Source organism: Wolbachia endosymbiont (group A) of Sympetrum striolatum, from assembly GCF_947250715.1.
Classification (GTDB): domain Bacteria; phylum Pseudomonadota; class Alphaproteobacteria; order Rickettsiales; family Anaplasmataceae; genus Wolbachia.
The window spans coordinates 225,621-251,054 of the sequence record NZ_OX366342.1 but is presented as its reverse complement, the minus strand read 5'-3'; the positions used below and the strand labels follow the sequence as shown (position 1 = coordinate 251,054).

Below are 25,434 nucleotides of genomic sequence, written 5' to 3'. Positions count from 1 at the left end.
ATGACACCCTGACAATCGTCATCCCGCTACTTGTTAGCGGGATCTGCTGTGGCGACATAAACTCAAATCATTTCAAATTTCAATCCAAAGAGGTATCATTATGTCAAACAACTTCAATTTTAAAGAATTTTTTAACCACTATGAAACAAATAGTACGTCAGATGATATACAAAGGTATTATTTGCTGTGGAAATCAGTAATAGCGCAGGCAATGACTGATGCAGCAAGTCACTGTAAAAAAACAGAAAGCTTGGTAGAGAAACGTAAGGCGATTTCTTGGTTATCGGACTTTAGTCAAGATTTTGCACACACATGTATATTGGCTGATTGTGATCCGGTATACGTAAAAAACAAAATACAGCCAATCTTAAAAAGCCTTACTAGATAAAGCCTTTTTAATGAGGTTTACTCCTTTTACCGAAAAAAATATCATTCAATCTCCTATCTATAGTTGCCTCTATATCTTTGATTAATAGCTGCTTTATTATGTTTACTTTCCACTTTGCATCTTGAGCGTGATGCTCACTGTTATTGCTGTAATTATTCTTATCACTATAACTACTGCCACTTGGTTTACTACTGTTACTGAACTCACTACCCTTTTTTCTTCTTGTGCTGAGTATCTGCACTATCTTTTCTTTAAAAAAGACTTCCAGCCTGTGCTAAGGAACAACTTATAGAGAAAATGCGGAGTAAGGAATGCTACTAATATTCGAATAGAAATTCCGTAACCGAGGTCTTCCCTATTTTCATAATACCACTTGCAATATTGAAATAAATGGTAAAACGCATTTTTGAAAGAGCCAAATTCTACAGCATACCAAAAACCATTGCTGAGAAACATGAACACAATGCTGGATGTGTAAAGATACATTGTGAAGAGAAACAGTTTCACAATTATATCTTTTAGACTACCTAATATATAATTCAATAATCTTAATTTATAGAAAAGTGATATCATTTCACACCCACTTCAATATGGCTGGGGTGGAAGGATTCGAACCTTCGCGTGACGGTATCAAAAACCGCTACCTTACCACTTGGCTACACCCCAATACTACTTACATCAATAACACTATTAGCCCAATTAGTAAAAGATTTATTTGCTTTTTCTATGGACATCACAGCAATAGCTGGCTGATCATAAGAATGCATTGCTTCGATTTTTTCTACAATTTTATCAACTTGATCATTTTTGCTCTTCATAATTGCTACTACTTCACAACTATTACTAATTTTACCTTCCCATAAATACAGAGAATTCACTTCAGGAAATATATTTACACATACAATTAATTTCTCGTTTAACAATTCCTCAGAAACAGTTTTAGCCTCCTTCAAACTTGAAAAAGTTGTATAAATCAAAACTAAATTATTCATTAGAATCTACGTAAATGCATTTCTACTATACTCCACTTAGGTTTATTCATCAAGAGAAAATAGATTAGATTTTTCTGTCATTCCAGCACTCTCTTCTGTCATTCCAGTGCCTCCTTCCCCTGTCATCCGAGTGCTCTCTTCTGTCATTCCAGTGCTTCCTTCCCCTGTCATCCCAGTGCGTGACACTGGGATCTAGGAATTTTGATTGAGCACTAAGTTGGTAAACATGAAAGTGGCTAACATTTTTTAAAACACAGCGTTTTCGATGGGATTGCGTGAAATGGCTAGATCCCAGTGTCACGCACTGGGATGACAAGAGAGGGCGCTGGGATGACAAAAAAAGGAGGCTACTGGGATGGCAAGAAAGGAGCCTACTGGGATGGCAAGAAAGGAGCAGCAGGATGACGCCTCACCATGTCATTCCAGCGCTTGACGCTGGAATCCAGCCTTTTCATAATCATCAAAATGTTGTATTTTAACATAAAACGGCTACTTTTATGCTTCCCAACTTAACAAAATTCCTGGATCCAAGTAGTCAAGGCACTGGGATGACACCTTCCCTAGTGGAGAAATCACAATGTTCATACGTTTGTGCTCATAACGCTGGGATTTTTCTATAGTTTAAAAACAAAAAAAGGATGTTACTCAATGAGTAACATCCTTTGGAGAAAGTGAGTGGTTTTGTTTATGCTACTTACCAGATGTAACTCCTGGCTGCTGTGGTTCAATGTAAACTTCAGACTTACACGTAGAAGGCTGTTCCACCATTTTGCCCAGATAACCTGTTTTTTTCAGTTCTGCACGAGCTTTACTTAAGTCTTCTAGAGAAGGACTTTTTGGCGTAGAAGAACCAGAACCCATTCTACTATCAGTAGAAGAGCTTCTTGATACCTTTGGTGGAGTAACTGGAATAGGCTGCTTACCAGAAAGTCTTCCTCCTGCTGTTGCAGTTTTACCAGTATTTTCAATGGGAATAGGAGTATCAACGTAAAAAGTGCTCTTTCCTACTTGTCTAGACAACGTGTCTGATTCAGAAAGAACTTGATATTTAACATTAGTAGTTTCTTCTGGTGCTTTTTTACCCCCCAACCATAATGGCACTTTAAATGGAGCAGTTGTTTTCACTTCTTTATGCTTCGCAGGATTGAACAATTCCGCTTCGCTGCTAATAGTACTGTCAGTCCTTACAGAATCTAGTGAACTCATTGAACTGCTTTCTGATAAACTGCTAGTTGATTGTGTAGAGTCTTTTCTTCCTAGTGAAGACAATGATGACGATATAGACCTAGTTAAACTTTTGAAAGAAGTCCTGTTAGCTCTTTTCTCAGCTTTGTTGAACATATTGCTTACGCTTGAATACAAATGACTTTCTTTACATTCTTTAATAACCTCCTTAATTTCATCATAATGGTCAGAGAAAACACTGTCGATGAAATACCTATACTTAGGCAATGACCTTTTTGTTAACAAGCTATACAAACTTTTTTCATTTAAATTATGAATGAATTCTTTCTGTACTTGCCACTTAGGAGTATACTCTTTCCATCCTAATTTTGCTTCCTCTGCCATTTTTAAATCAATTTTTGACGATATTCCAGAAAGTATATTTTTTACTAACCCAGAATTATTTCCTTTGTCAGCAAAAATTGCCTTGAGATCCCCTTTTATTTCTTGAATTTTCTTCTTTTGTGATGAATCAGGAACAAGCTCATCATTTATTCTGTCTGAATAATTCTCGCTACCAGCCGCATTATATAACTTATTTGCCGCTGCCTCAGTCACACGACTTGCTCCTTTCTTTACTTTTTCACCTACGAAGCTAACACCTCTTTCTAGTGAAGCTGCCGAATATTCATAACCCTCTTTTACCTTGTTTTTGGAATATACAGCACCATCTCTAATTTTTCCGCCAATATACTTCGCCCCATCAACTGTCTTTTCTGCAGCATATTTGAAGCCTTCTTTTATTTGTGCTCTATATTTCCACATTGCATAAGAAGCACCAACCAAAACAATAGCTCCTACTACTGCTCCAATTACAATTCCAGCTATTGGTACAGCAGCTGTTCCTGCAGCGACTGTAGCTGTTCCTGTAGTTGAAAAAGCAGAAGCAATTGCTGACCAGTTGGTTGCAACAAGATAAGATATGAAGCCAATTGCTCCCAACCTAAAAATACCACGGTCCAATCGACCCTGCTTTTGTAATGATTTTATTTCTTTCCCCAATGATTCTATTTTTTGTTTTAATAAATCCTCTGAAGAAGGCGTAGAATTATTTTGTTGTTGAAGTTGTTGTATTTCAACAACATTTGAATTTGTTTCATTATTAGGTAACATTTTAAACCTCACTATTAATTAAATATATTCATATTGTACACCCTCGATTCTTAAGTTAGTGTTAATTTGGCTGTTAATGTTCATTTGTCTTTGAATAATTCTGCTTGACGTGTTTTTTGGAAGCGTAGAAAATTAGGTCAAGAAGCCGGAGTATTTATGAGGTGCATAAAAAGGGCACTCATCTTTTTGGCTGTTATAACTTTAATAATAATAGCTTTACTATTTAGGTATAATTCCCATTTTCACGAAGACGTAGTGCACTTAAAGAGTGACAACAAAGAATTCAAAAAAAAGCCAGAAAATTCTATAGAGTCGACCATACTACATAGAGAAAAGGAAGTGTACGATCATGTTTTCCATCCTGATGATTAATTTGTAAATAAAATAGCAATTTATGTTTGCATTTTCTTATTAAAGAAGTAATATTAGCGTATTAATTATAGAATCAATCATTATGTTTGATGAGAATAATCCTTGGAATCTGGGAAAGAAACCGGTAGGGAACAAAACTCCTAATAATGAAGATATTTTAAGTAAAGCTGTATCTGATGTAAGGTTCTTTCTTAATGGATTAACCAGAAACAGGGGCAAAAAACCTTATTTCATCATTTTCATTATTTTACTGTTCTATGCTTGCACTGGCTTTTATATTGTCCATCCTAGTGAGGAAAGTATAGAACTTACCTTTGGTAAATATTCTAATACAGAAACACCTGGTTTGCGTTATCACTTCCCCTACCCTATTGGCAAGGTTTTTAAAGTGAATGTTAAGGAAGTAAATCGTGAAGAAATTGGGGTAAGTAATTCTTATGGGCGAGACACAGATCGCGGTGAAGGTGTGATGCTAACTGGAGATGAAAATATAGTCAACGTTAACTTCGAGGTTCAGTGGCGCGTTAGAGATGCTAAGGACTATTTATTCAAAGTGCGGGATTACAAACCCGGTTTCAGTGTTAAAAATGCTGCTGAAAGTGCCATGAGAGAAATAATAGGTAAAAACACGATCTCTTTTGCACTTGGTCAAGGCAGACCAGAAATTTCTAGAGATACTAGAATTCTATTGCAGCAGATTCTTGATGGATACCAAATGGGCATAGAGATTTTATCTGTTCAAATGAAAAAAATTGATCCACCAGAAAAAGTAATCAGTTCGTTTAGAGATGTACAAAGTGCTCGTGCAGACAAAGAGCGTACTATAAACGAAGCATACGCTTATAATAATGATATTATACCTCGAGCAAAGGGTGAAGCGATAAAGATAAAATTAGATGCAGAGGCATATGAGAATGAAGTAATAAATGAAGCAAAAGGTAATGCAAATCGCTTTTTATCTCTTTATGAGGAATATAGACAGAATCCTTCTCTCGTTAAGAATCGTATTTATCTTGAAACTATGGAAAATATTTTCAGTAAGGTAGACAAAGTTGTTGTAACTGATGATCTGAAAGGTATGTTTTCTTATTTACCTCTTACAAATTTAGGGAAATAACCATGAGTAGTAATATTAAAATTGTTTTTGTTTCTGTATTTGTTGTTTTATTGATTGTTTTATTTAATTCAATATTTGTTGTGCAAGAAACAAAGCAAGCGATAGTTATACAACTCGGTAAAGTTGTAAGAGATGTTAGGGAAAGTGGCTTATATTTTAAGTTACCATTCATAAACAGTGTAGAGTTTCTTGATAAAAGAGTTTTAGATTTAAGTCCTGATAAGATCCCAAGGGAAGTGATAACAGCGGATCAAAAACGTATTATAGTAGATGCGTATGCAAAATATAAAATAACAAATCCTGTTACTTTTTACCAGGCTGTGAGGAATGAATCAGGGCTGGTTAGAAGATTGTATCCGGTTATAGAAGCACACATAAGAGAAAATATAGGCAGATTTTCGTTGATTAGTTTGTTGAACGAAAAAAGATCAGAGGTTATGCAATTGATTCAGCGTGGAGTTTATTCTGAAGCTGAAAAATTTGGCATAGAAATAATAGACGTAAGAATTAAGAGAGCAGATTTACCAGAAGAAAATAGTTCTGCAATATTTCGCCGTATGCAAACTGAAAGGGAAAAAGAAGCAAAAGAAATTAGAGCAGAAGGAGAGCAAGCTGGGCAGGAAGTTAGATCAAAAGCTGATAAATTAAAAAGGGAAATTATCTCCAGTGCAGTAAAAGAATCATATGAAATAAGGGGCCGTGGTTATGCTGAAGCAACTAGAATTTATAATGAGGCATTTAAGGTTGATGAAGAGTTTTTTAACTTTTATCGCTCTATGAGCGCTTACAGTAAATCATTTGCCGAAAATAATACTAAATTTGTACTTTCACCAAACAATAACTTTTTAGATATTTTAAACAAAGGGTGGAAATAATTTATGAAAAGTAAGGCATTTATTTTATCTATATTTGCATATTTTCTAATTGCGTTTTCTTCATACGCTAATATGTTTGATTGGAATGCAAAAAAGGTCGTTGATGCTAGCACTACTGCATGTAACTGTAATCAAGGACTTGCCGATTTAGTGGAAGAACTCATTCCTGCGGTTGTAAATATTTCAAGCGAACAAATAATCAAACAAGAAAGTAACAATAGAACTAAAATCCCTTTTATGCCAAGAAATAATTTCTTTGATGATTTTAGAGAATTTTTTGAGCATTTTGATCAGTTTTTTATGGATAGGGGCCCTAGTGTTAACAGAGAGGTGGTGCTGCTTGGTTCTGGGTTTATTATAGATAAAGGTGGAACTATAGTAACCAATTATCACGTTATTAAAAACGCCCAAGATATCACAGTTACTATGAACGATAATACTTATTTCAAAGCAGAAGTTTTAGGCTATGATGCAAGAACTGATCTTGCTGTGCTTAAGGTTCATTCTAATAAAGATCTTCCTTTTGTTGCATTTAGTAATTCTGATACAGCAAGGGTTGGCGATACAGTTATTGCAATAGGTAACCCATTTGGTTTGGGTAGCTCTGTAAGCACAGGAATTATATCTGCAAGGTCCAGAGACATTAGTATCGGCACTATGAATGAATTTATTCAAACTGATGCTGCAATTAATAGAGGCAACTCTGGAGGGCCATTATTTGATTTAAATGGAAAAGTTATAGGCATTAACACCGCTATCTATTCCCCATCTGAGTCTGGCGGTAACGTGGGTATAGGCTTTGCTATACCATCTAATTTAGCTATGTCAATTATTGACACATTAAAAAGTGGCAAAAAAATAAAACATGGTTGGCTTGGTGTGCAAGTTCAGCCTATAACGAAAGAATTTGCTGAGTCTTTGGGTTTAAAAGATACAAAAGGTGCACTGGTTGCAAGTATAGTAAAGGATAGCCCTGCAGAAAAAGGTGGAATTAAGGTGGGTGACATATTATTAGAATTTGATGATAAAAAAATTGATAGAATGACACAACTGCCTCAAATGGTTTCAAGAACTGAACCTGGAAAAAAAGTACAAATTAAGTTACTTAGAAAGGGCAAAGAGGTCAATATTAAGGTTGTGATTGAAGAATCTGCAAATGATGGTCAAGGTAATAATCAAGAAGAAAATAAATCAACATCCGATTACATAACTGGTTTAACTGTTTCAAACCTGCCAAAAGAATCAAAAGAAAGTAATCCTACAAAAGGTGTGATAGTTATTAATGTAGATAGTAACAGTAATGCCACGCTGCGTGGTATTAAAAAAGGAGACATTATTATCCAATTAGATGGAACCGATATAGAAAATACTAATGATTTTCAAAAACAAGTTGATTCAGCAGTAAAGAAAAACGGTAAAGATTCAATAATGTTGCTCATTTACCGCAATGGAAATCAGTTTTTTACTTCAATAAAGTTAAAGAAATAGCACTTTTCGTAGGTTATTTACTAAATTCACAAAGCAGTAGCGTTTGCCATTATAGCTACTTCAATCTTATCAAATAAATCAAATCTACATTAGATTTATTGCATAACCATATATAAAAACCAAAGGATGTCATTCCAGTGTCAGCTACTTGTAAGAACATTTACTAAAATATACACATGAACAAAATCAACTTCCTAAAATTCATTGAACTGTGCTTTCAAACGGTGGTGCCGGGATGTGAGTATAATGATTATCAGTACATAAAAGTCATAGAAGACAGGCTGAAAGCAGCGAATGCTGGCGAAGTAAGGCGCATAATATTCAATATGCCTCCGCGTTCAATGAAGTCCATGTGCATAAGCGTTGCGTGGCCCGCATGGATACTGGGAAATCAGCCAACCGCAAGAATAATAGTTGCAAGTTGTTATTCTCGGCTGCTCAGCGAAAAGCACTCGCTTGACACCAGGTGCGTAATGCAATCGGATTGGTATAAAGAGCTGTTTCCAGAGGTAAAATTATCCAAAGACCAGAACACTAAATATAAATTCCAAACAGTGCAGAGAGGATACAGAATCGCAACATCAGTTGGAGGGACGTTAACAGGTGAAGGTGGTGATCTTATTATTGTGGATGATCCGCTTAACCCTGCTCAAGCTTTGAGTGAAACGTTTAGAAAGCGTGTTACAAACTGGTTCGATCAGACTTTAGTAACGAGACTCAACGATAGAAAAAAAGGAGTAATTGTGCTTGTGATGCATAGGCTCCACCTGGAAGACTTAACTGGGCACCTCTTATCCAAGCCAAAAAACATATGGCATCACATTTGTTTGCCAATGATTTCTGAAAATAAGGAGGTTATTTATTCAATTAATAACCATACTGGTGTCATTCCAACCCCCCCTGTCATCCCAGTGCCCAGACACTGGGATCCAGAAAATTCAACCGCAAAAGACTGGATTCCAGCATCAAGTGCTGGAATGACACTACCTGCAAGAGTATTATACTCAAGAGAAGAGAATGAGTTATTATATCCCCTGGAGGGAGGAAGAGAAGAAGTTGAGATGATAAAAGTTGAACTCGGGAGTTACGCTTTTGCTGCTCAATATCAACAAAACCCCCTGCCGCTTTCAAGCGGTATAATTAAACAAGAGTGGCTAAAGCGCTATAAAAATTTCCCTGATAATCTCTCACATGTAACACAAAGCTGGGACACTGCAGTTTCAACAAACGATTCCAGCGACTTTAGCGTCTGCACCACCTGGGCAAAAATAGATAATAAATTCTATTTACTTGATGTATATCGAGCAAAGCTTGAGTATCCAAAGCTTAAAGAGCAAGTTCTGTCACTAGCTGCAAGATGGGCACCACATGCAATTTTGATCGAAGCAAAAACAAGTGGTCAGCAATTAACACAAGAGCTAAAGGCAAATAGCGATCTACCGATTATTGAAATAGTGCCACACAATGACAAACTCACTCGATTTTATCAAATTGTTCCGACTATAGAGTCTGGCAGGATTTTTCTGCCGCATCAAGCAGTATGGCTCAGCGATTTCGAGTACGAAATTTTAATGTTCCCAGAAGCCCGTTATGATGATCAGGTGGACAGTACGGTACAATATTTACAATGGATGAGAAAAATTAACACCAGTGCTTTCAGGGTCAGGCCCAACCCTAATAAAACGCTTAGATGGTTAAGGTATATCTAAAAACCTAAATTTATTTCCCCAAAGCTTCTGACATATGCTTTACCTGTTGCGGATGTTTAAGCTCTGAAGAGACACTTCCCTTATGTGGCACAGCAGGAGAAGCCGATCCAATAGAACAAAAGCCACTATCTCTATTAACTTTTTCAGAACTAAGATTATCAGATGACGGTAATTGTGCGTTTACACATCGCATTAAGTTCTCTTCTGGACTCTCGAAAGATTTTGTTATCTCGCATTTCCCCGAAGGAGTATGCGTCAAATATAAATGCTGCTCCTCCCCAGGGGAGAAAGAGTTGGAGTCTAGCTTCTTCTGCAGCTCAGGAGAAAGAAATGGGCGTAGTTCCTTCCTCTCGTCACTAGTAAGAGGTTTTAGTCCACCTGACGCACCTTCATGCGTAGGAGAAGTCACCCCTGAGGGTGGATTACTTTTTGCTTTTATTCTAGTTGGGAATGAAAAAAATGGCTTAGACACAGATGATTTTTCAGTTACATGATACACAAGATCACTTTTACTTGAACACATCGTATCACGCTCTACGCTACGTCGCTTAAAAGGTGATAACTTTGCTAGTATCGGCATTCCTTTTTTACAGAACAAACCACCCCCATGTTTCTTCGGAGATTCACTCTCTTGTGACTGTGCTTCAGAACACTCATCACTACTTTCTCGATCACTTTTATCAGTAACTTGCTGTTTTTCAGGTTCCACACTAAAAATGCTCTCCTTACCTTTAACACTTGGAGAATCTGCAAAAACCCCAAGACTTGAGGACATTGAATCATTCCTTGTCGTAAGAAAAGAAGTCGATGATGGCAACCACCAAGTACTATTCCCTATTGACGTGCTTTCATTAGCACCTTTCCATGATAAACCACTAAATCCTGGTTCAATAAATTGCATTGACGATATCCATTTATTTTCGGACGTGCCTTGTGATAAACAAGGGTTCGTTTGCTGAGTCCAAGCACTAGTCCCTGCTGATCCACTTTCAGCAGCACCTACCTCAGCAGCGCCTACGTTAAGCGGCAGCACCCCTCGCCTGGGAAAACACGACTGTGGCTCCTGTATCTCTTCAAAGGATGATCTTGGATCGCTACTTGAAGAATGTGCAACAGAATCCTTAGGTTTCGGAGGTGAATTACTATCATAACCACTGTCTGTATCTTTTTTCCTTTGGTTGGGAGGTGTTCTTAGTCCACTCGGTCCTGCATGTATAGGAGAATTTACTGTTGAGGAGAATCGACTCGAGCCACGTCTCTTAAAATTTTCAGGATCCACTGCAAATTCAAAACGTCCGTTTCTTTCACTATATGCAATTGGAGACTGCATAATTTCAGGAAGTAACTGAGCAATTCTTTCATTAGAGATAGCATAAATTGGGTTTTCAGAATTAGTAATATCTGGATCTGCAGTCTTGCCTCTGATGTCACTTATAAGATTTTGATATTTTATATTAATTTTGTACACATCCTTATGCTTTAAAAATTCAAGCTGACCACTATATCTTTCTGTTAAAGGTACAAGGACAAAATCATTACCATTCTCTATTTTCTTTTTGTCTGTAAAAATATCATAATCATAAGCGTTAATTGATTTCCCTGTCAATTTAAAAATAAAATCGCCAAGAACATCTTTAAAATTTTCGACTTTAGAATCTTCTGTGCCTGGAGTTCTAAAATCAAATGCTACTTCCTTTTTAACATATTCTGTTACACTCTTGATTACCTTATCGCTAACGTTTTTGACGTATAACATATCATCTTTATATTCGTAAAAGTCCGAGCTCTTCAGGCCACAGTTTTCTAACCTTGAGTTAAATTCTTTAATATATGCCTGCTTAAAAAATTCAAAAGTCTCTAAATCATATTCCCTCTCAAGGTATTCATCGCTAAAAGCTATACAGTACAGATAAGGCTTACCTATTGCTCCTGTTTTAACAGTTCCTTCCATCCATTCATATGCTTCTTCCTTAGTTATCCCTACTTCTTTTTGTAGACATGCAACCACTTTCGCTCCCACAGCCCTCTCAAACTCATTAGCAAAATGAACCTTCAAGTTACGAATCACTTCATTATTTGTAGAGCCTGCAAGCTTCACTTTCACTATGCCATTACCTAAATCCTCTTTATCAGGATTAGCACCTAGAACAAATGGGAAACAGTTTAAGTTGTAATATCTACTTGCTACCTCAGTTCCACCAAGATAGTGCCGCTTTATTATCTCCTCTCCTATTCCTCGCAGATATTCTTTTGTATCAGTATTACTAGCAAATAAACCAACAATCTTTTTACCTTCTACAGTAAAATTAGTATTGATCTTATTACAAGTATAATTATTTAAATTAAACGCTTTAACCAGCTCTTTTATATCCATAACTACCTCTATTAAAAATTGTTAAGAAACAACACTAATTGCTTTTGCCTTTATCTTTACTACTACCGGCACTAGTAGCACTGCTACTACCCAGTTGTGTGTTAGGCTTACTGCTTTCACGTTGCCGCTCGTAGTTTTTATACTTATCAGGACCAATCCATTCTAACCTTTCACTTGGAATCCACGAACCATCAGGTTGAGGTCCTGATTTGCTTTTTTTATCATTTGGCATATTACCCTCCAGTAAAAATATTATGTAACTAATATACTAAAAATAAATTGTAGTGCAAGTACTTTTTTTATATTTTTTAGTATAAATTTTATTCACTCTTTTTTCATAAAACTTAAGTTTTCGAGATTCCGCTAACACGTAGCGGAATGACGAGCTGTCGACATCTATCTATATACCCCTGGATTCCAGTGTCACGCACTGGAATGACAAGTCATTGGCAACCCTAAGTTCCCTACGTCATACCGCGATTCATTCGCGGTATCTCAAGCATAGATTCCGCTAACACGTAGCGGAATGACGAACTGTCGACATCTATCTATATGCCCCTGGATTCCAGTGTCACGCGCTGGAATGACAAAAAGGAAGCACTGGCTCCTGGATTCCAGTGTCACGCACTGGAATGACATGGTGAGGCGTCATCCAAGTAGCTGATGCTGGTTCCATCCAAGAGGGTGTCATCCCAGTGCCCAGACACTGGGATCCAGTTTTTTTTCCATCAAAAACACTCCCTTCTAACATAAAACCATACACTTATCAAACCTAATGTACATCCTGGATTCCAGCGTCACGGGCTACCCTCCTTTGTCATCACAAATAACCCATAGGTGTCATCCAGTACTGGGATCCGGTGTTCTTTATCACATAAGTAGCTAGCACTAGCTATCTCGATAGTGTATTACCATTTCCTCTTGCTGCACGTTCATTCAATACATCAGTAACTTTTGACTTAGGATTTTCTTTAGCATCACTTGCAGAACTACGCTGAGCAGCACTAGATTTTCCATTATCAGTAGTTCCTGATGGAGCTTGCCAAGTATCAATTGGATAATCGTGTTTAATAGTGGCAGATTCTTTTCTTTGAGTGTTCCTTTCAGCAACTTTTTTTGCAAGCTTAGCGTAAGGGTCATACGTTTCCTGCTTATTAGTAGATTTGATTCCTTCCTTGTTAACACTATTAACATTACCATTTAGACGGCTTTCTGCGCAACTAGCAGACCCGCTTTTCTTCTCTTTATTATTGTTTCCTTGTTCATCAGCGGGCCGTCTAGCAGACTTGTTTTCCTTTCCATTATCAAGCTTGTTTCCTTGTCCATTAGTGGGCGGCGTGGTTCCTCTTCCATTAACACTAGTATTTGGACGCCTTTCTTCAAAATTAACATACTCGCTTGGCTTAGAATCAAGTTTTATCCCACTTGCCACAGGCTTCTTCTCTGGAACTTTCGGTGGACACACCTCTTTCTTCGGTTCCGCTTTTTCCTTTTCTTTGTCCACTTTTTCTGGTTTTTGTGAATTTTCATGAGATTTTCTTTCAAGCTCAGTAATACGCAATAGATGTTTCAAAGGATCTGACACAATTTCAAGTTCTGGCTTGCTCAGAACAACCGGCCTTACAAATCCGGGTGAAACTTCAAAAAGGGAAACTGGCACTTTAGGTTTTTCTCTTTCATTCACTTTTATTTCTTCACGAACTTCTTTATTTTCTTCCTTTAATGATGTTTTTTCTGCTTTTTTATCTTCTGCTTTAGTTGTTTCTTCTGTAGATGCCTCTACTATAGCTGCTAGCTCAACTCCAAAAATCTCTGCGAACATTGTAATAATCCATCCGGTAACGGCGAGCTGTAACTTGAGTTTCAGATCCTGCAAAAATTGTAGACGTTCGAGCACCCTTGCAAGCTCCTCTTCTGATAACTCACCACTGCCCAATTTCTCCTGCAATTCTTTTATCTCTTTGTCCAACCTCTGATCGAAACTTAAATCGCGTGCAAAAATCTTCTTGATTAACTCCTTAAGCTTCTCACGCAAAAACTTCATTATCGCAGCAATCAGGTTTTTTTCTTTCTTCTCCTTGAGCATTTGGTAGATTTTCGGATCATCTACATCTACTTCAAAGAGGTTGAAGAGAGGTTCAAAGAAACTCCAGAAATCTACGAGTGGTTTTTCACAATCGAAGTAGCCCCCGTCATCATCTTCGATATGTAGCTCTGCTTGAGATGATATTTCATCGATACAACTAGAAGCCTGACGCTCACACTCGAGCCTTCTGAGCAAATCTTGTCTGTCAAGCTTCTCTATGGCTGCTTTCAGTTCATTTAACTTCTGCTCCGCAGAGAAATCTTGCTCCCTGATTTTTCCTTGGAAGATTGAGCTACCGTTTTCGTTATTATCTGAAAAATTTTCCATTATTTTTGTCCCCTCAATAAAATTACTGTCTTTATTGTTACCTGAAAAGCTTTCCATCATTTTTACTCCCTTCATAAAACTTAATAATTTAATTCTACAGTACTAAACATTTAAGAAGTGTTAACGTAAAGATGTCAATAAAATTATTTATATTTTTACACTATGTATATTATATCATACGCCATTTAACCTTTCAATAATATTTTTTATTCTTGCTGCTTTTTCAAGCTCTAGCATGCGCTTTCCTTCTTATTAATGTTCACTTTTGCCTCTACCACCACTTTTTCTTGTAAAGTATTTGATATAAGTTTTATTATACTCTCTAGCATAACTTGTGCAACATATTGTATTCAGAGTGTATTGAACGAGCCTGAAAGGCTGATAAACGAGTATCAACAAAGACTGTCAGAAAGCAAAGATAAAGCTACGTTAGATATATCTTAGCCACTTAAGTAGGGTTGGGCCTGACCCTGAAAGCACTGGTGTTAGTTTTTCTCATCCATTGTAAATATTGTACCGTACTGTCCACCTGATCATCATAACGGGCTTCTGGGAACATTAAAATTTCGTACTCAAAGCCATACCGCTTGGTGCGGCAAAATAACCCTGCCAAATCGGAACAATTTTGAGTGAGCTTATTATTGTGTGGCACAATTTCAATAATGGGTAGATCGCTATTTGCCTTTAGCTCTTGTGTTAATTTGCTGCGAACAAGCTTGCGTAACATCAGTACGTGGAACATCCTTAATAGTCTCGATTGACTCTGTAGGTACATTACCATTTTTCTTAAAACCTTTCTCTTCTATAGCTTCCAGAACACTTTTTCCTCCCAAAAGACAGTTTTCTCCTAAACTTTTCTTCTCAGCTTTTAACTTGTTAAGCCTTTCTTCACTCTCATCATCAATTTCTACTTCTATTTTATTACTATCTTTCTCACTAGGACTTAGATAAATATTAATCTCTCCTGCCTCAGTGGTAAAAGACATTTTAATGCTACTTTCTAAGACATCTGTGTAATTTCTTTTTCCATCTTTTGTACCTTCAACTCTTACTATACTCTCCCCAACTTGAAGTATGCCGACTTTTAAATTTAAATCTTCAGCTTTGTTAAAGATTTTCACAGGTTCAATAATACTATCTTGTGAATATTTCACATAAAAACATACATTATCTATGTCTACCTCTTCTGGCTCCCCCTTTTGAGCTTGTCTATCTCTGCCTACAATACTTTCATATGCTATACTCTTTAGCTTGTCTTTAGTTTCTTTATATTTCTTAGAGAGATCATTTATATAATTAGATCCATAATTTTGTGCTAGCTCAGTATTACCGGAGAAAAATTTTTGTCTTGCTTTCCCACCTTTTAACAATAACTTGTTAGTGATGCTTTCTATGATGCCTGAAACTTTATCTTCGTTGCCGTCGTCTTGGTCGGCGATACCATCAGACTGCCTTTCACGCGCTCTGGTTTCATCGCGTGGTTTCACACGATTATTAAGAACACCTTCTATTTCTTCAAGTATTAAACTTGTTACAGTTTCTTTATCACCATTTTCATTTTCATTACCATTATTACAACTTGAATTCAACCTTATTCCTTTCTTCAAGTACTCATTTACTATTTTCTCAATACTTTCTAGAATACTTTCTTCAGATTCTTGTTTATTTTGTGCTGTTATACCTCTTATCTTCTCACAAAAATCTTTAATTAGCCCCTCTTCGCTTGTAGTTAATGGTATTTCTAGCTTCATCGAAAGTAAGTCTTCTAGAAAAAGATGATCACTTGAACTACAGCTCGAATCCTCGTCTTTCCGGTCACAATCACTCGGTTCAGTAGAAATTGTTTTATTATCGTCACCTGAGCTATACCCTGGATCATCACGAAGTGTCTGATCATCATTGTGCTTGTTAGGGTAATTACTAGAGTTATTTGTCAAATTCCCTTTATCTTTAGTAGGAACTGTTTTATTATCATCACCGGAGCCATTCCCTTCATTTTTACGAGAATCATCTGAATAATAGCCCTGATCCTTGTCTGGATCCGGATCACTTAATTTAGTACAAGTTGTTTCATCATTAGAACTACAACCTAAATCCTTCAAAGCTTGAAGGCAGTTATGTTCAGTAACATATTCAAATGGAGTCTTTCCACTTTGATCTTGCACATTTCGATCAGCTCCTGCTTTTAAAAGAAATCCTATACCGTCAGTATCGTTACGTTCAGCAACGTAATGTAACAGAGTTTTTCCATCTTGGTTTTGTACATTTGGATTAGCTCCTGCTTGTAGAAGAAACATTATACGTTGAATATAATCATTTAATATACCTCTATCGATTGCTAACCAACCTAAAATATCAGATAATCTTTTATCTAAGTAATGTGACAGAGTTTTTCCATATCGGTTTTGTGTATCTCGATTAGCTCCTGCTCCTAGAAGAAATATTATATGTTGAGCATAATTATCTAATAGACTTCTATCGATTGCTAACTCATTTAAAATGTCACGTAATTTTTCACTTGAGTAATCTGACAGAGTTTTTTCACCTTGGGTTCCTGTTGTATTTGGATCAGCTCCTGCTCCTAGAAGAAACATTATATGTTGAATATAACCGGGATTATCTAATAGATTGATATCCTGTTCTAACTTATCTAAAATGTCACGTAATTGTTCATTTAATCCCTTGCTTGGTACCCCACCATTCATATTCTATAACCATTACTCACTAATTCTTTAGTGATTACCGTAATACATAGGTAAGTCAATAAAAAAATACACCTTTCCTTCTTCAGTTCTAAGAAATTGTCAAAAGTCTCAAAAAGATGAGTTAAAATAAAAAGAAGAATAGTGGAAGTTTAGTTGTTTACACTTTCATGCTATGCCCATAGCATCATATATTACTTAACCTTGCAATAATTTTTTTATTCTTGCTGCTTCTTCAAACTCTAAATTTTCAGCATGCTCTATCATTTGCTTTCTCAAGTCATCCTTATTAGTATTTACTTTTGGTTCTGCTATTGCCCTCTCCTGTAAGGTGTTTGATATAGGTTTTATTATAGTCTTCGGGACAATATTGTGCAATATATTATGTTCTTCTTGTTTTTTTCTTCTTCTTTCAGTCTCTCTTAATGCACGATCTAAAGAACCAGTGATTTTATCTGCATACAAAATTACTCTACCTTCAGCATTACGTGCAGCACGACCGATCGTTTGAATGAGCGATGTTTCTGATCGCAAAAATCCTTCTTTATCAGCATCTAAAATTGCAACCAAACCACACTCTGGAATATCAAGACCTTCCCTAAGCAAGTTAACACCTACTAAAACGTCAATTTCTTTAGATCTTAATTTACATATAATTTCTATTCTCTCCAGCGCACCAATATCAGAATGCAAATAACTCACTCTCATATTTAATTCACTCATATATTCAGCTAAATTTTCAGCCATTTTTTTTGTCAGTGTAGTGATTAAAACACAAAATCCCTTTCCTATTGTCACTTGTGCCTCATGAATTACATCATCAATTTGACTCTCTATTGGTTTCACAATGCAGATTGGGTCTGTAAGCCCTGTTGGACGGATAACTTGCTCTATAAATACATTATTGGTCTTTGCCAACTCATACTTTCCAGGAGTAGCTGAAATGTAAATAGTCTGCGGCCTAACTTTCTCCCATTCTTCAAATTTTAATGGACGATTATCAAAAGCGGAAGGGAGCCTGAAGCCATAGTCAATCAATTTCTTTTTACGCGCCTCATTACCACTGTACATTGCACCAATCTGAGGAACGGTGACATGACTCTCATCAACAAATAAAATTACGTCTTTGGGTAAATATTCAAACAAAGTAGGCGGTGGATCCCCAGCTTCCATTCCATAGAGATAACGCGAATAATTTTCAATACCTTTACATATTCCTGTTGTCCTCATCATTTCAATATCAAAATTAGTGCGTTGCTCGAGGCGCTTTGCTTCAACAATCTTGTTTTGCAAGTAGTAATAATCCAAGCATTCATGCAGCTCTTTTTTGATTAGCTCAACTGTCTGCAACAGAGTCTCACGTGATGTAATGTGATAGCTGTTTGGAAAAATGGTGATTGTATTTAGGCTTTTGGTAATATTACTCGTTATAGCATCAATTTCAGAAATTTCTTCTATTTCATCACCAAGCAGCGATAAACGCCAAGCTTTATTTTCATAATAGGCAGGAAATATATCGATAATATCGCCACGCACTCTGAAATATCCTCTCTCAAACCTGGTATCAGAGCGCTTGTATTGGAGATCAGCTAAGTTACTCAAGAAATCATTAACATGAATTTTATCTCCAACACTTAAAGATATAGTCATGCTGCGGTAGCTTTCAGGCGAACCAAGACCGTATATGCAAGAAACACTGGCAACTACGATCGTGTCCCTGCGCTCCAAGAGGGAGCAGACGGCAGAATAACGCAGCATGTCAATTCTGTCGTTGATTGCAGAGTCTTTTTCGATATAAGTATCAGTTTGCGGCAAATAAGCTTCGGGCTGATAGTAATCATAATAAGAAATGAAATATCCAACAGCATTATTGGGAAATAATCCTTTCATTTCCTCATAAAGTTGTGCTGCTAAGGTTTTATTGTGTGCCATGATCAGCGCAGGTCTGTTTGTCCTTGCTATAACATTTGCCATAGTGAAAGTTTTCCCAGAACCAGTAACCCCAAGTAAAATTTGGTCTCTTTTATTGCTATTTAGCCCCGCAATTAAACTATCGATTGCCTGCGGTTGATCTCCAGCGGGTTGAAAATGTGTAGTGATTTGAAATTTCATAGACTTTACTTACTATCTTTGATTCATTGCATATTGAACACTATATTGCTTTTAAGATAAGTTGTATAGCTATAAACTTTCCGTAAAGCCATAAAACATTAACCAACAATAGACTTCTCCTAAGAAACTCACTCAACTAACTCTTCTTGTTGAACTAATATGTAGCCAAATTCGCTCGCTTTTTTGATCAAATTTTTTACAGTTCTATCTTTATAGCGTGTTTCATAGTATTCCATTCCTTTTTCTACATATTCCTGTCCGTATTTGAGCATACTATAAAATATGCATGCCATTTTTCTTGCAGTAGCTGTTATTGCTTTTGGTGCTCCTAGTCGTTTTTTCAATCTTCTGTAGTATGCACCCAACGCACTTTTACTATTTCCTACAGAATGAGCAGCTATTCGCAAAGCATTCGCAGCACGGTTAATGACTTTACGTGTTCTTGTGTTAAACACTTTTTCCCCTGTAACTTTATTAGCAGGACTGAGTCCCAACCACGACGAAAAGTGCTTTTCTGTTGGCCATTTACTATGGTTTATACCAACTTCTGAAATTATGGTTTGTATACTTAATACATCAAATCCAGGAATTTTAGTGAAATCCATACCAGTTATTCGGTGCAGTTCCTCATACAAAGCAAAGCTTGGCTTACTTTTGCTATTTTTATTCTTTTGCTTACTTAGCTGTTTGCTTTCACAAGACTTTGTTTCAAACGTTTTATAATAGGCTTCAATATTTCTATCACATTCTGCTATTTTTTCTTGATAAATATTATATAATTCAAATTCTTGCTTTAGCGTGAATAAGTGTTCCTCTCTATAGTCACCAGCTAACGCTTTTGCAATAGTAGACTGATCATTTTTCATTCGCACGTCCCTGAATTCTGCTAATTTTTCAGAATCTCTTTCGCCTTCAATTATAGCTTCAATGATTTTCATACCAGTTATCCCAGTAATATGACTAATAACCTTGTGTAATTGTATATTCATTTGAATTAATGCCTTCTGCATACGCAGAATATGTGTAGATGCACTTTCAGTGAGATTTTTGCGTTGCCGCACGTAACTGCGCAATACACACATCTGATTATCTGGCCTAAACGATCCATGAAGCAGTCCGTAGCTATGCAGTTGTTGGAGCCATTGGCAATCTTGAACGTCAGACTTCCTACCAGGTACATTCTTTACATGCCGTGCATTTTACCTCGAATTTGTATGACTCAAGTATTTGAAATAAAGGAATCCAGTATACTCCTGTTGATTCCATAGCTACTGTTGTAACTTTACACTTTTTCAACCACTGTGCTAAGTTATGAAGGTCTTCAGTAAAGCAGCCAAATTTCTGAACGCGTTGTTCATCTCTTCCTTCAGGTACACACACATAGTGTACAGCTGAACCAATGTCTATTCCTGCTGCATTAGGATTCACTATTTCTAATTTACTTTTTGCTTTTTTCATGGTAACTCCTACATATAATTTGTAATAGGGAAACGCTTCAGCTTGGAACGGTTGATAGTACAATCTCCTAACCGAGGTAGTCTAAATGACTCCATCAATGATTTGACCGTTCCTTCCAAAACCATGCTTGCATACGGGCACTTAGGCACCATTGAAAATGTCGGTCATAACTGCAGAGGCGCTCCCTGTACAACTATACTTGAAAACTACTAAAAACTTAAATTTGTGTGTTTCTTTCTGATTTGACAGATTTCGTCTGTTCGATGCTTGCATCTTTTGCTTTTATGTACTAGCCTTTACTTGGAGCAGGGTAGACCACTTCCTTACCTCACTTCTTTTTTATAGCTGATCTACCTGCTCAAACATGGAAACCATTTTACCTTTATATAGTAACTTAAGAAGCACGCTAAGAAAGTGGCTATATTGGTAGGAGGAAATCTCCTTTTTGGCTCCTCTATGCTGCAACGATTTTTACTAATATCCCCGGACGGTGGCACATCGGCAAAGGGTTGGATTGGGTATGAAGGTCAGTTCCCTCTATCAAATCTTCTTGGCTCTTGTTTTGCATACAATGGCTGACCAAACCGTTTCATTAAAGTCCGCTGGCGCAAAGTAAGTAGTAAATGTGCTTGCTGTTCCTAGTGGAAAACAATGTCCTGTATCTTTTTCTATAAACCTTCTCACAATTCCTTCAGGATCGGTTGCTTGTCCTCTGTACTCCTCAAATGTTATTCCACAGAACGTAAATCCTGATCGTTCGGTAGAAGTCATAGTCCTATCCCCCTTGATTGAGTTTTACTTCTATAACTCCCCCGCAAGAACCTTACTATTACCCATAAATCTAAAAATGGAGAAAAAGCTGCTATTTTACTAATTCAACTTTCTATTATAAATAGATCTATGGTCTAAAAATGGAATATATGATAAAAAGAACTATAAATACCTCAACTGGCGAATGGGCAGAAAGTGAATTTGGAATTGTTAATTTTGGTGATATAAGATTAAGTAAAAGGTTTCTAAAAATAGTTAATAGTTTTGCTGAATCGCCTGAGCGTTCAATAAATCAAGCTTGTGAAGATTGGCATCAAAGTAAAGCAGCTTATAGATTTTTCCAAAACGATGCCATTTCTGAAAGAAAGATATTAGACAGTCATATAATTAAAACTGTTGAAAGAGCTAAAGAATACTCAACTATCTTAGCTATCCAGGACACGAGTTATATTTCATATAAAAATCATAAAAAGACCGAAGGATTAGGGATTATAGCAGCAAGATTAACATCTAAAACAACTAATTTTAAAACCCATGATGCATACAACGTTTGCAGTTACAACAGAAGATAGGATTATTGGATCAAAAAATTAGTACTAGACCTTCCTTAGCTGAAGACCTAAAGGAGTTGAAAAGAAGAAGCCATAATACTGCTCTTCCCATAGAAGAGAAAGAAAGCATACGGTGCACTTAAAGACTCTACTAAACATCCTGGATTAAAGGATGTTAAGGTAGTTACCGTTTGTGATAGAGAAGCAGATATTTATGATTTATTTGAAGTTGCTTCCACTAATCAATCTCTTTTTGTAGTAAGAGGAAATCAAAACAGAACAGTAAACAAGAAGTCGACTTATTCTGAAAAAGGTGGTGAAAGATTGTGGGATTTGATGAATCGCATGTCTTGTCAAGGAGAAATTCAAGTCTGCTCGCGATAACAAACCTCAAAGAACAACAGTTTTAGAAGTAAAGTTTAGTAACTTTGTGATGAATGCATCAAAAAACAACGCTAGACGTAAAACCCAAAAACTTCCTAATTTAAATTTAAATGCTGTCTATGTTATAGAAAAATATCCCCCATTTGGCGAAGAGCCCATGAACTGGATTTTGTTAACAAATATAAATATTAATAATTTTGAAGAAGCAGTAGAAAAAATACAATGGTATTGCTTAAGATGGAGAATAGAGGTTTTTCATAAAATTTTGAAATCCGGTCTTAAAGTTGAAGAATGTAGGCTCCAAACAGCAGATAGATTGATCCGCTTTCTTACAATTATGAGTATAATTGCATGGAGAATATTTTTTATCACATTGGTAGCTAGCGAATCTTTCTTGCACTGTCATACTGACTGATGACGAATGGAAGGTTTTATATACCAAAATGCTTAAGACAAAAAACTATCCTGCACCTATAAGAGAAATTGTGAGGTGGGTGGCCAAGTTAGGAGGGTTTTTAGCTCGCAAAAATGACTTAGCTATAGCTTTGTGGAAGGGATGGAAACGTCTCTTTGATTTAGCAGAAGGATGGAGACTTGCTCATGAATTCTATACTTGTGGGTAATAGTAAGCGCAAGAACCGTGCATGCAGCTTTCCCGCACACGGCTCCACAATATTAGCGTTCACGACATACCTCCTGTGTATACAAGGAAAAACATATTTTTGGTTTTGGTGGTGGATTGACTTGTGTATAATGAATAAATTGCTCCCAATTCATGCTCTTTTTCTGGCTACGTCGGTTTATCCACTTAAACGTTAGTTTCTTTACTGCCCAATTAAACTTATTGAGCCATCGATAATTTCCGCTAATCCCGAAGTAGTTATAGTGTCCTCTTAGTTTGGCTTTGAGTATTTGCCACCAGTCTTTGAGACGAATAAGATGTATGGTTCCAGAGTGTGATGGTGTGGGTCTATTATAAATAATTCAGGAGACTTTGTCAACTGAGAACATATAAATTCAAAAGGCGTAAGACCCCTAAGAGCTTTGAGTCTCTTTGCATAATTGTAGGCCATAACAAAGTCATAAAGATGCTCCTTAAGTTGCTGATGCGAACGATAGTAATATTTCCTAACTGTAGCATTCTTTAAAGTTTTATTCATACGTTCAACTTGTCCATTTGTCCAAGAATGGCTAACTTTTGTCAGACGATGTTCAATGTTATTTTCTTCACAAACTCTATCAAATATGTGTTGGAAGGCGTATTTATGGCGCTTCTGATTTGTAAATTGTATGCCATTATCTGTCAAAATAGTGTGGATTTTATACGGTAAAATTCTAATCAGATTACCTAAAAACTCAGCAGCTATGGGTTTTGTAGCACTTTTGTGCAACTCAACGTAGGTGAATTTGATCTATTGCAACAAACAAATACAGCTTTCCTTCTTCTGTTCTAACTTCCGCGATATCAATATGGAAATAGCCTATAGGATATTGTTTGAATTTCTTTCTTGATTTAACTTCACCATCGACATCTGGTAGTCTGCTAATGTTGTGCCTTTGTAAACAACGATGTAAGCTGGAGCGACTCAAATGTGGGATTGAGGTTTGCAAAGCGTAGAGACAGTCATCTAATGGCAATAGAGTATGCTTACGAAATGCAACAATTATAGCCTCCTCTTCTAAAGTTAAAACAGTTGATCTTGGATGCTTTGGACCCATACCAGCATCTTTGGTAAATGAGCGTTTTCTCCACTTAATAATAGTTTTTGGTTTAAGGTTATAACACTTGGAGAGTTTTGCTATGCTCTCTTTACTATTTTGTATTGCTCTACGAATTGTCTCTGTTGTTCTGGCGCACCCATGTAATACTTGTCCCATAATTCCTCCCTTTGATGATATTTTTTTCTCACATTTTATCATACCATCACACTCTGGAACTGTACAACTACTCTCGTAATGTCATTGTCTCTACGTGATATAGCATCTGTAAGTATTGTATGATTTTCTTCCCGACCATCTGAATGTTTTGTGGTCATTTCTTCATTCAGAACTTCCTTTAATAGCTTTTGTTTTTTGGCTTCTTCCAAAAGATCTTTTACAGCTTGATTATTCTTATGACTTATAGCATAATGTAGTAGTGACAACGTCTTGTATCTTGTCAAAAGCATCTAATGTTTTAAGCTTAAGCATTAGGTGGAGAAGGGAGGAACTCTGTGCTTCTTCTTAGATATAAAATCTGTAGAGGAGATAAGAATTCCCTTCTCAAAAGTATAGGCTGGACGGTATCGTAGAAAGACCTGAATGGTTCTAATTCTGTATTCACAAGACTAGCCTTACTTTTCATTTTTAATGGTAACGTATGGGGTTATATATGATCAACAACTTTTTGGGCATAGATATATCAAAAGATCGCTTTGATGTTTTTCTCTCATTTATAAGCAAAAAAGGAAAGCGTGAAACTAGAAAAAGAAGCTTTAAGAACGATGGTTTCAAAGTCTACTGAATTTTCTACACAAACATAATGTAGAAAAAGTAAAAACCTGCATGGAATCTAATGGTTGTTATAGCGAAGCACTGGCTGAATTTCTACACAATGCTGGACATTTTGTAAGTGTTGTAAATCCTTATTGCATAAAATCTTATGCAAGGAGTAAGCTGATACGACAAAAGAATGATCAGACCGATGCAGAAGTTATTGCTGATTATTGCCAAAGACAGGAACCTTCTAGTTGGACACCACCTTCTCCTGAAATGAAAAAATTAAAACATCTTTATCGTTGCTCAGTTGCGTTAAAAGATGAGTTAACATTAGTAAATAACCACTTAGAAAAAAAAGAGAGACTGCCTAAAGAAGTTGCAAATGCTTGGGAAGACCTTGCAATGAATATAGCTCAAAAAATAGAAACAATAAAAAACTCCGTACGTGAACTATTAAATCAACACAAAGAATTGTTGGAAAATTTTCAACTTCTATTGACTATTCCAGGCATAGGAGAAGAATCAGCAATAGCTATTTTAGCTGAAGTTTCTGATATAGAGGTTTTTAGAGATGCCAGGCAATTGGCAGCATATACAGGAGTTATACCACGAAATATGACGTCAGGTTCCTCTGTATATGCCAAACCCAGATTAAGTAAATCCGGTTCACAAACATTACGTAAGGCACTTTTCTTTCCTGCCATAGTAGCTAAGAATCACAATCCTATCATTATGAGCTTTTGCCAAAGATTAAAGGAAAAGGGTAAGCATAATATGGCCATCGTTGGTGCTGCAATGCGTAAGCTACTCCATATCATTTTCGGTATTCTGACATCCAAAAGTGCTTTTGATCCTAACCATATCAAAAACTACAGGGCTAGGAGGTTGACTGAAGGTTTAGTACTTTAAAATC

Annotated in this window: 16 protein-coding genes, 1 tRNA gene and 6 pseudogenes; 8 read left to right on the top strand and 15 right to left on the bottom strand. The window is 36.5% G+C overall.

All coding sequences use genetic code 11. The features are described 5' to 3' along the window. The first annotated feature begins 100 nt into the window (after positions 1-100). Positions 101-388: a hypothetical protein gene (locus OOK87_RS01255; protein WP_264687830.1), complete on the top strand. Its 288-nt coding sequence runs from the start codon at positions 101-103 to the stop codon at positions 386-388. 7 nt (positions 389-395) lie between these two features. Here OOK87_RS01255 and OOK87_RS01250 read toward each other — a convergent pair whose 3' ends face one another. The 5 genes from OOK87_RS01250 to OOK87_RS01230 form a co-directional block, all read right to left on the bottom strand. Beyond that, on the bottom strand, positions 396-629 hold the full coding sequence (locus OOK87_RS01250) for a hypothetical protein (RefSeq protein ID WP_264687829.1): 234 nt from the start codon (positions 627-629) through the stop codon (positions 396-398). Between the two features lie 350 nt (positions 630-979). Beyond that, positions 980-1,054 (bottom strand) — tRNA-Gln (locus OOK87_RS01245). After that, the gene (gene cutA, locus OOK87_RS01240; protein WP_253309717.1) at positions 1,045-1,380 is read right to left on the bottom strand and encodes a divalent-cation tolerance protein CutA; all 336 of its coding nucleotides are present in this window, start codon (positions 1,378-1,380) and stop codon (positions 1,045-1,047) included. Before cutA ends, OOK87_RS01245 begins: the two co-directional genes overlap by 10 nt. 42 nt (positions 1,381-1,422) lie before the next feature. Next, positions 1,423-1,566, bottom strand: a complete 144-nt coding sequence (locus OOK87_RS01235) for a hypothetical protein (RefSeq protein WP_264687828.1) — start codon at positions 1,564-1,566, stop codon at positions 1,423-1,425. Positions 1,567-2,070: 504 nt separating this feature from the next. Beyond that, entirely contained in the window at positions 2,071-3,717 is a 1,647-nt protein-coding gene (locus OOK87_RS01230) for an actin-bundling T4SS effector WalE1 family protein (RefSeq protein WP_264687827.1), read from the bottom strand. Positions 3,718-3,873: 156 nt separating this feature from the next. Here OOK87_RS01230 and OOK87_RS01225 point away from each other — a divergent pair, with 156 nt between their 5' ends. From OOK87_RS01225 to terL, 5 genes are all read left to right on the top strand, one after another. Continuing rightward, a complete protein-coding gene (locus OOK87_RS01225) occupies positions 3,874-4,089 on the top strand; it encodes a hypothetical protein (RefSeq protein ID WP_264687826.1) in 216 nt (71 codons plus the stop codon). Positions 4,090-4,171: 82 nt separating this feature from the next. Beyond that, the gene (hflK, locus tag OOK87_RS01220; protein WP_264687825.1) at positions 4,172-5,206 is read left to right on the top strand and encodes an FtsH protease activity modulator HflK; all 1,035 of its coding nucleotides are present in this window, start codon (positions 4,172-4,174) and stop codon (positions 5,204-5,206) included. A 2-nt stretch (positions 5,207-5,208) separates the two neighbouring features. Next, positions 5,209-6,081 (top strand): protease modulator HflC, encoded by an 873-nt coding sequence (hflC, locus tag OOK87_RS01215; protein WP_010962867.1) that lies wholly within the window; start codon positions 5,209-5,211, stop codon positions 6,079-6,081. Between the two features lie 3 nt (positions 6,082-6,084). Then, the gene (locus OOK87_RS01210; protein WP_253309713.1) at positions 6,085-7,569 is read left to right on the top strand and encodes a DegQ family serine endoprotease; all 1,485 of its coding nucleotides are present in this window, start codon (positions 6,085-6,087) and stop codon (positions 7,567-7,569) included. A 176-nt stretch (positions 7,570-7,745) separates the two neighbouring features. Beyond that, a complete protein-coding gene (terL, locus tag OOK87_RS01205; RefSeq protein WP_264687824.1) occupies positions 7,746-9,278 on the top strand; it encodes a phage terminase large subunit in 1,533 nt (510 codons plus the stop codon). A gap of 10 nt (positions 9,279-9,288) precedes the next feature. Here terL and OOK87_RS01200 read toward each other — a convergent pair whose 3' ends face one another. From OOK87_RS01200 to OOK87_RS01165, 8 genes and pseudogenes are all read right to left on the bottom strand, one after another. After that, positions 9,289-11,652: a hypothetical protein gene (locus OOK87_RS01200; protein ID WP_264687823.1), complete on the bottom strand. Its 2,364-nt coding sequence runs from the start codon at positions 11,650-11,652 to the stop codon at positions 9,289-9,291. Positions 11,653-11,686: 34 nt separating this feature from the next. Next, positions 11,687-11,884 carry a hypothetical protein gene (locus OOK87_RS01195; RefSeq protein WP_264687822.1) on the bottom strand — a complete coding sequence of 66 codons (198 nt, stop codon included), beginning with the start codon at positions 11,882-11,884 and terminating at the stop codon, positions 11,687-11,689. A 339-nt stretch (positions 11,885-12,223) separates the two neighbouring features. Then, a complete protein-coding gene (locus OOK87_RS01190; protein ID WP_264687821.1) occupies positions 12,224-12,403 on the bottom strand; it encodes a hypothetical protein in 180 nt (59 codons plus the stop codon). Positions 12,404-13,083: 680 nt separating this feature from the next. Further along, a pseudogene (locus tag OOK87_RS01185) lies at positions 13,084-14,125 on the bottom strand (hypothetical protein); the annotation flags it as partial. Between the two features lie 614 nt (positions 14,126-14,739). Next, positions 14,740-16,770, bottom strand: coding sequence for an ankyrin repeat domain-containing protein (locus OOK87_RS01180; RefSeq protein WP_264687819.1), 2,031 nt, complete (start codon positions 16,768-16,770; stop codon positions 14,740-14,742). 195 nt (positions 16,771-16,965) lie between these two features. Beyond that, positions 16,966-18,879: an excinuclease ABC subunit UvrB gene (gene uvrB / locus OOK87_RS01175; RefSeq protein WP_253309707.1), complete on the bottom strand. Its 1,914-nt coding sequence runs from the start codon at positions 18,877-18,879 to the stop codon at positions 16,966-16,968. 128 nt (positions 18,880-19,007) lie between these two features. Further along, a pseudogene (locus OOK87_RS01170) lies at positions 19,008-20,337 on the bottom strand (IS110 family RNA-guided transposase). 454 nt (positions 20,338-20,791) lie between these two features. Then, positions 20,792-21,093, bottom strand: a pseudogene (locus OOK87_RS01165) (major capsid protein); the annotation flags it as partial. A gap of 164 nt (positions 21,094-21,257) precedes the next feature. Here OOK87_RS01165 and OOK87_RS01160 point away from each other — a divergent pair. Continuing rightward, a pseudogene (locus OOK87_RS01160) lies at positions 21,258-22,666 on the top strand (IS4 family transposase). Positions 22,667-22,936: 270 nt separating this feature from the next. Here OOK87_RS01160 and OOK87_RS01155 read toward each other — a convergent pair. Together OOK87_RS01155 and OOK87_RS01150 are read right to left on the bottom strand one after the other, a co-directional pair. Continuing rightward, positions 22,937-23,921, bottom strand: a pseudogene (locus OOK87_RS01155) (IS481 family transposase). Between the two features lie 38 nt (positions 23,922-23,959). Next, complete coding sequence (locus tag OOK87_RS01150) at positions 23,960-24,205, bottom strand: WD_0033/WD_0034 family tandem repeat-containing protein (protein ID WP_253309706.1); 246 nt, start codon at positions 24,203-24,205, stop codon at positions 23,960-23,962. A 209-nt stretch (positions 24,206-24,414) separates the two neighbouring features. Here OOK87_RS01150 and OOK87_RS01145 point away from each other — a divergent pair. Then, a pseudogene (locus OOK87_RS01145) lies at positions 24,415-25,430 on the top strand (IS110 family RNA-guided transposase). Positions 25,431-25,434 lie beyond the last annotated feature (4 nt).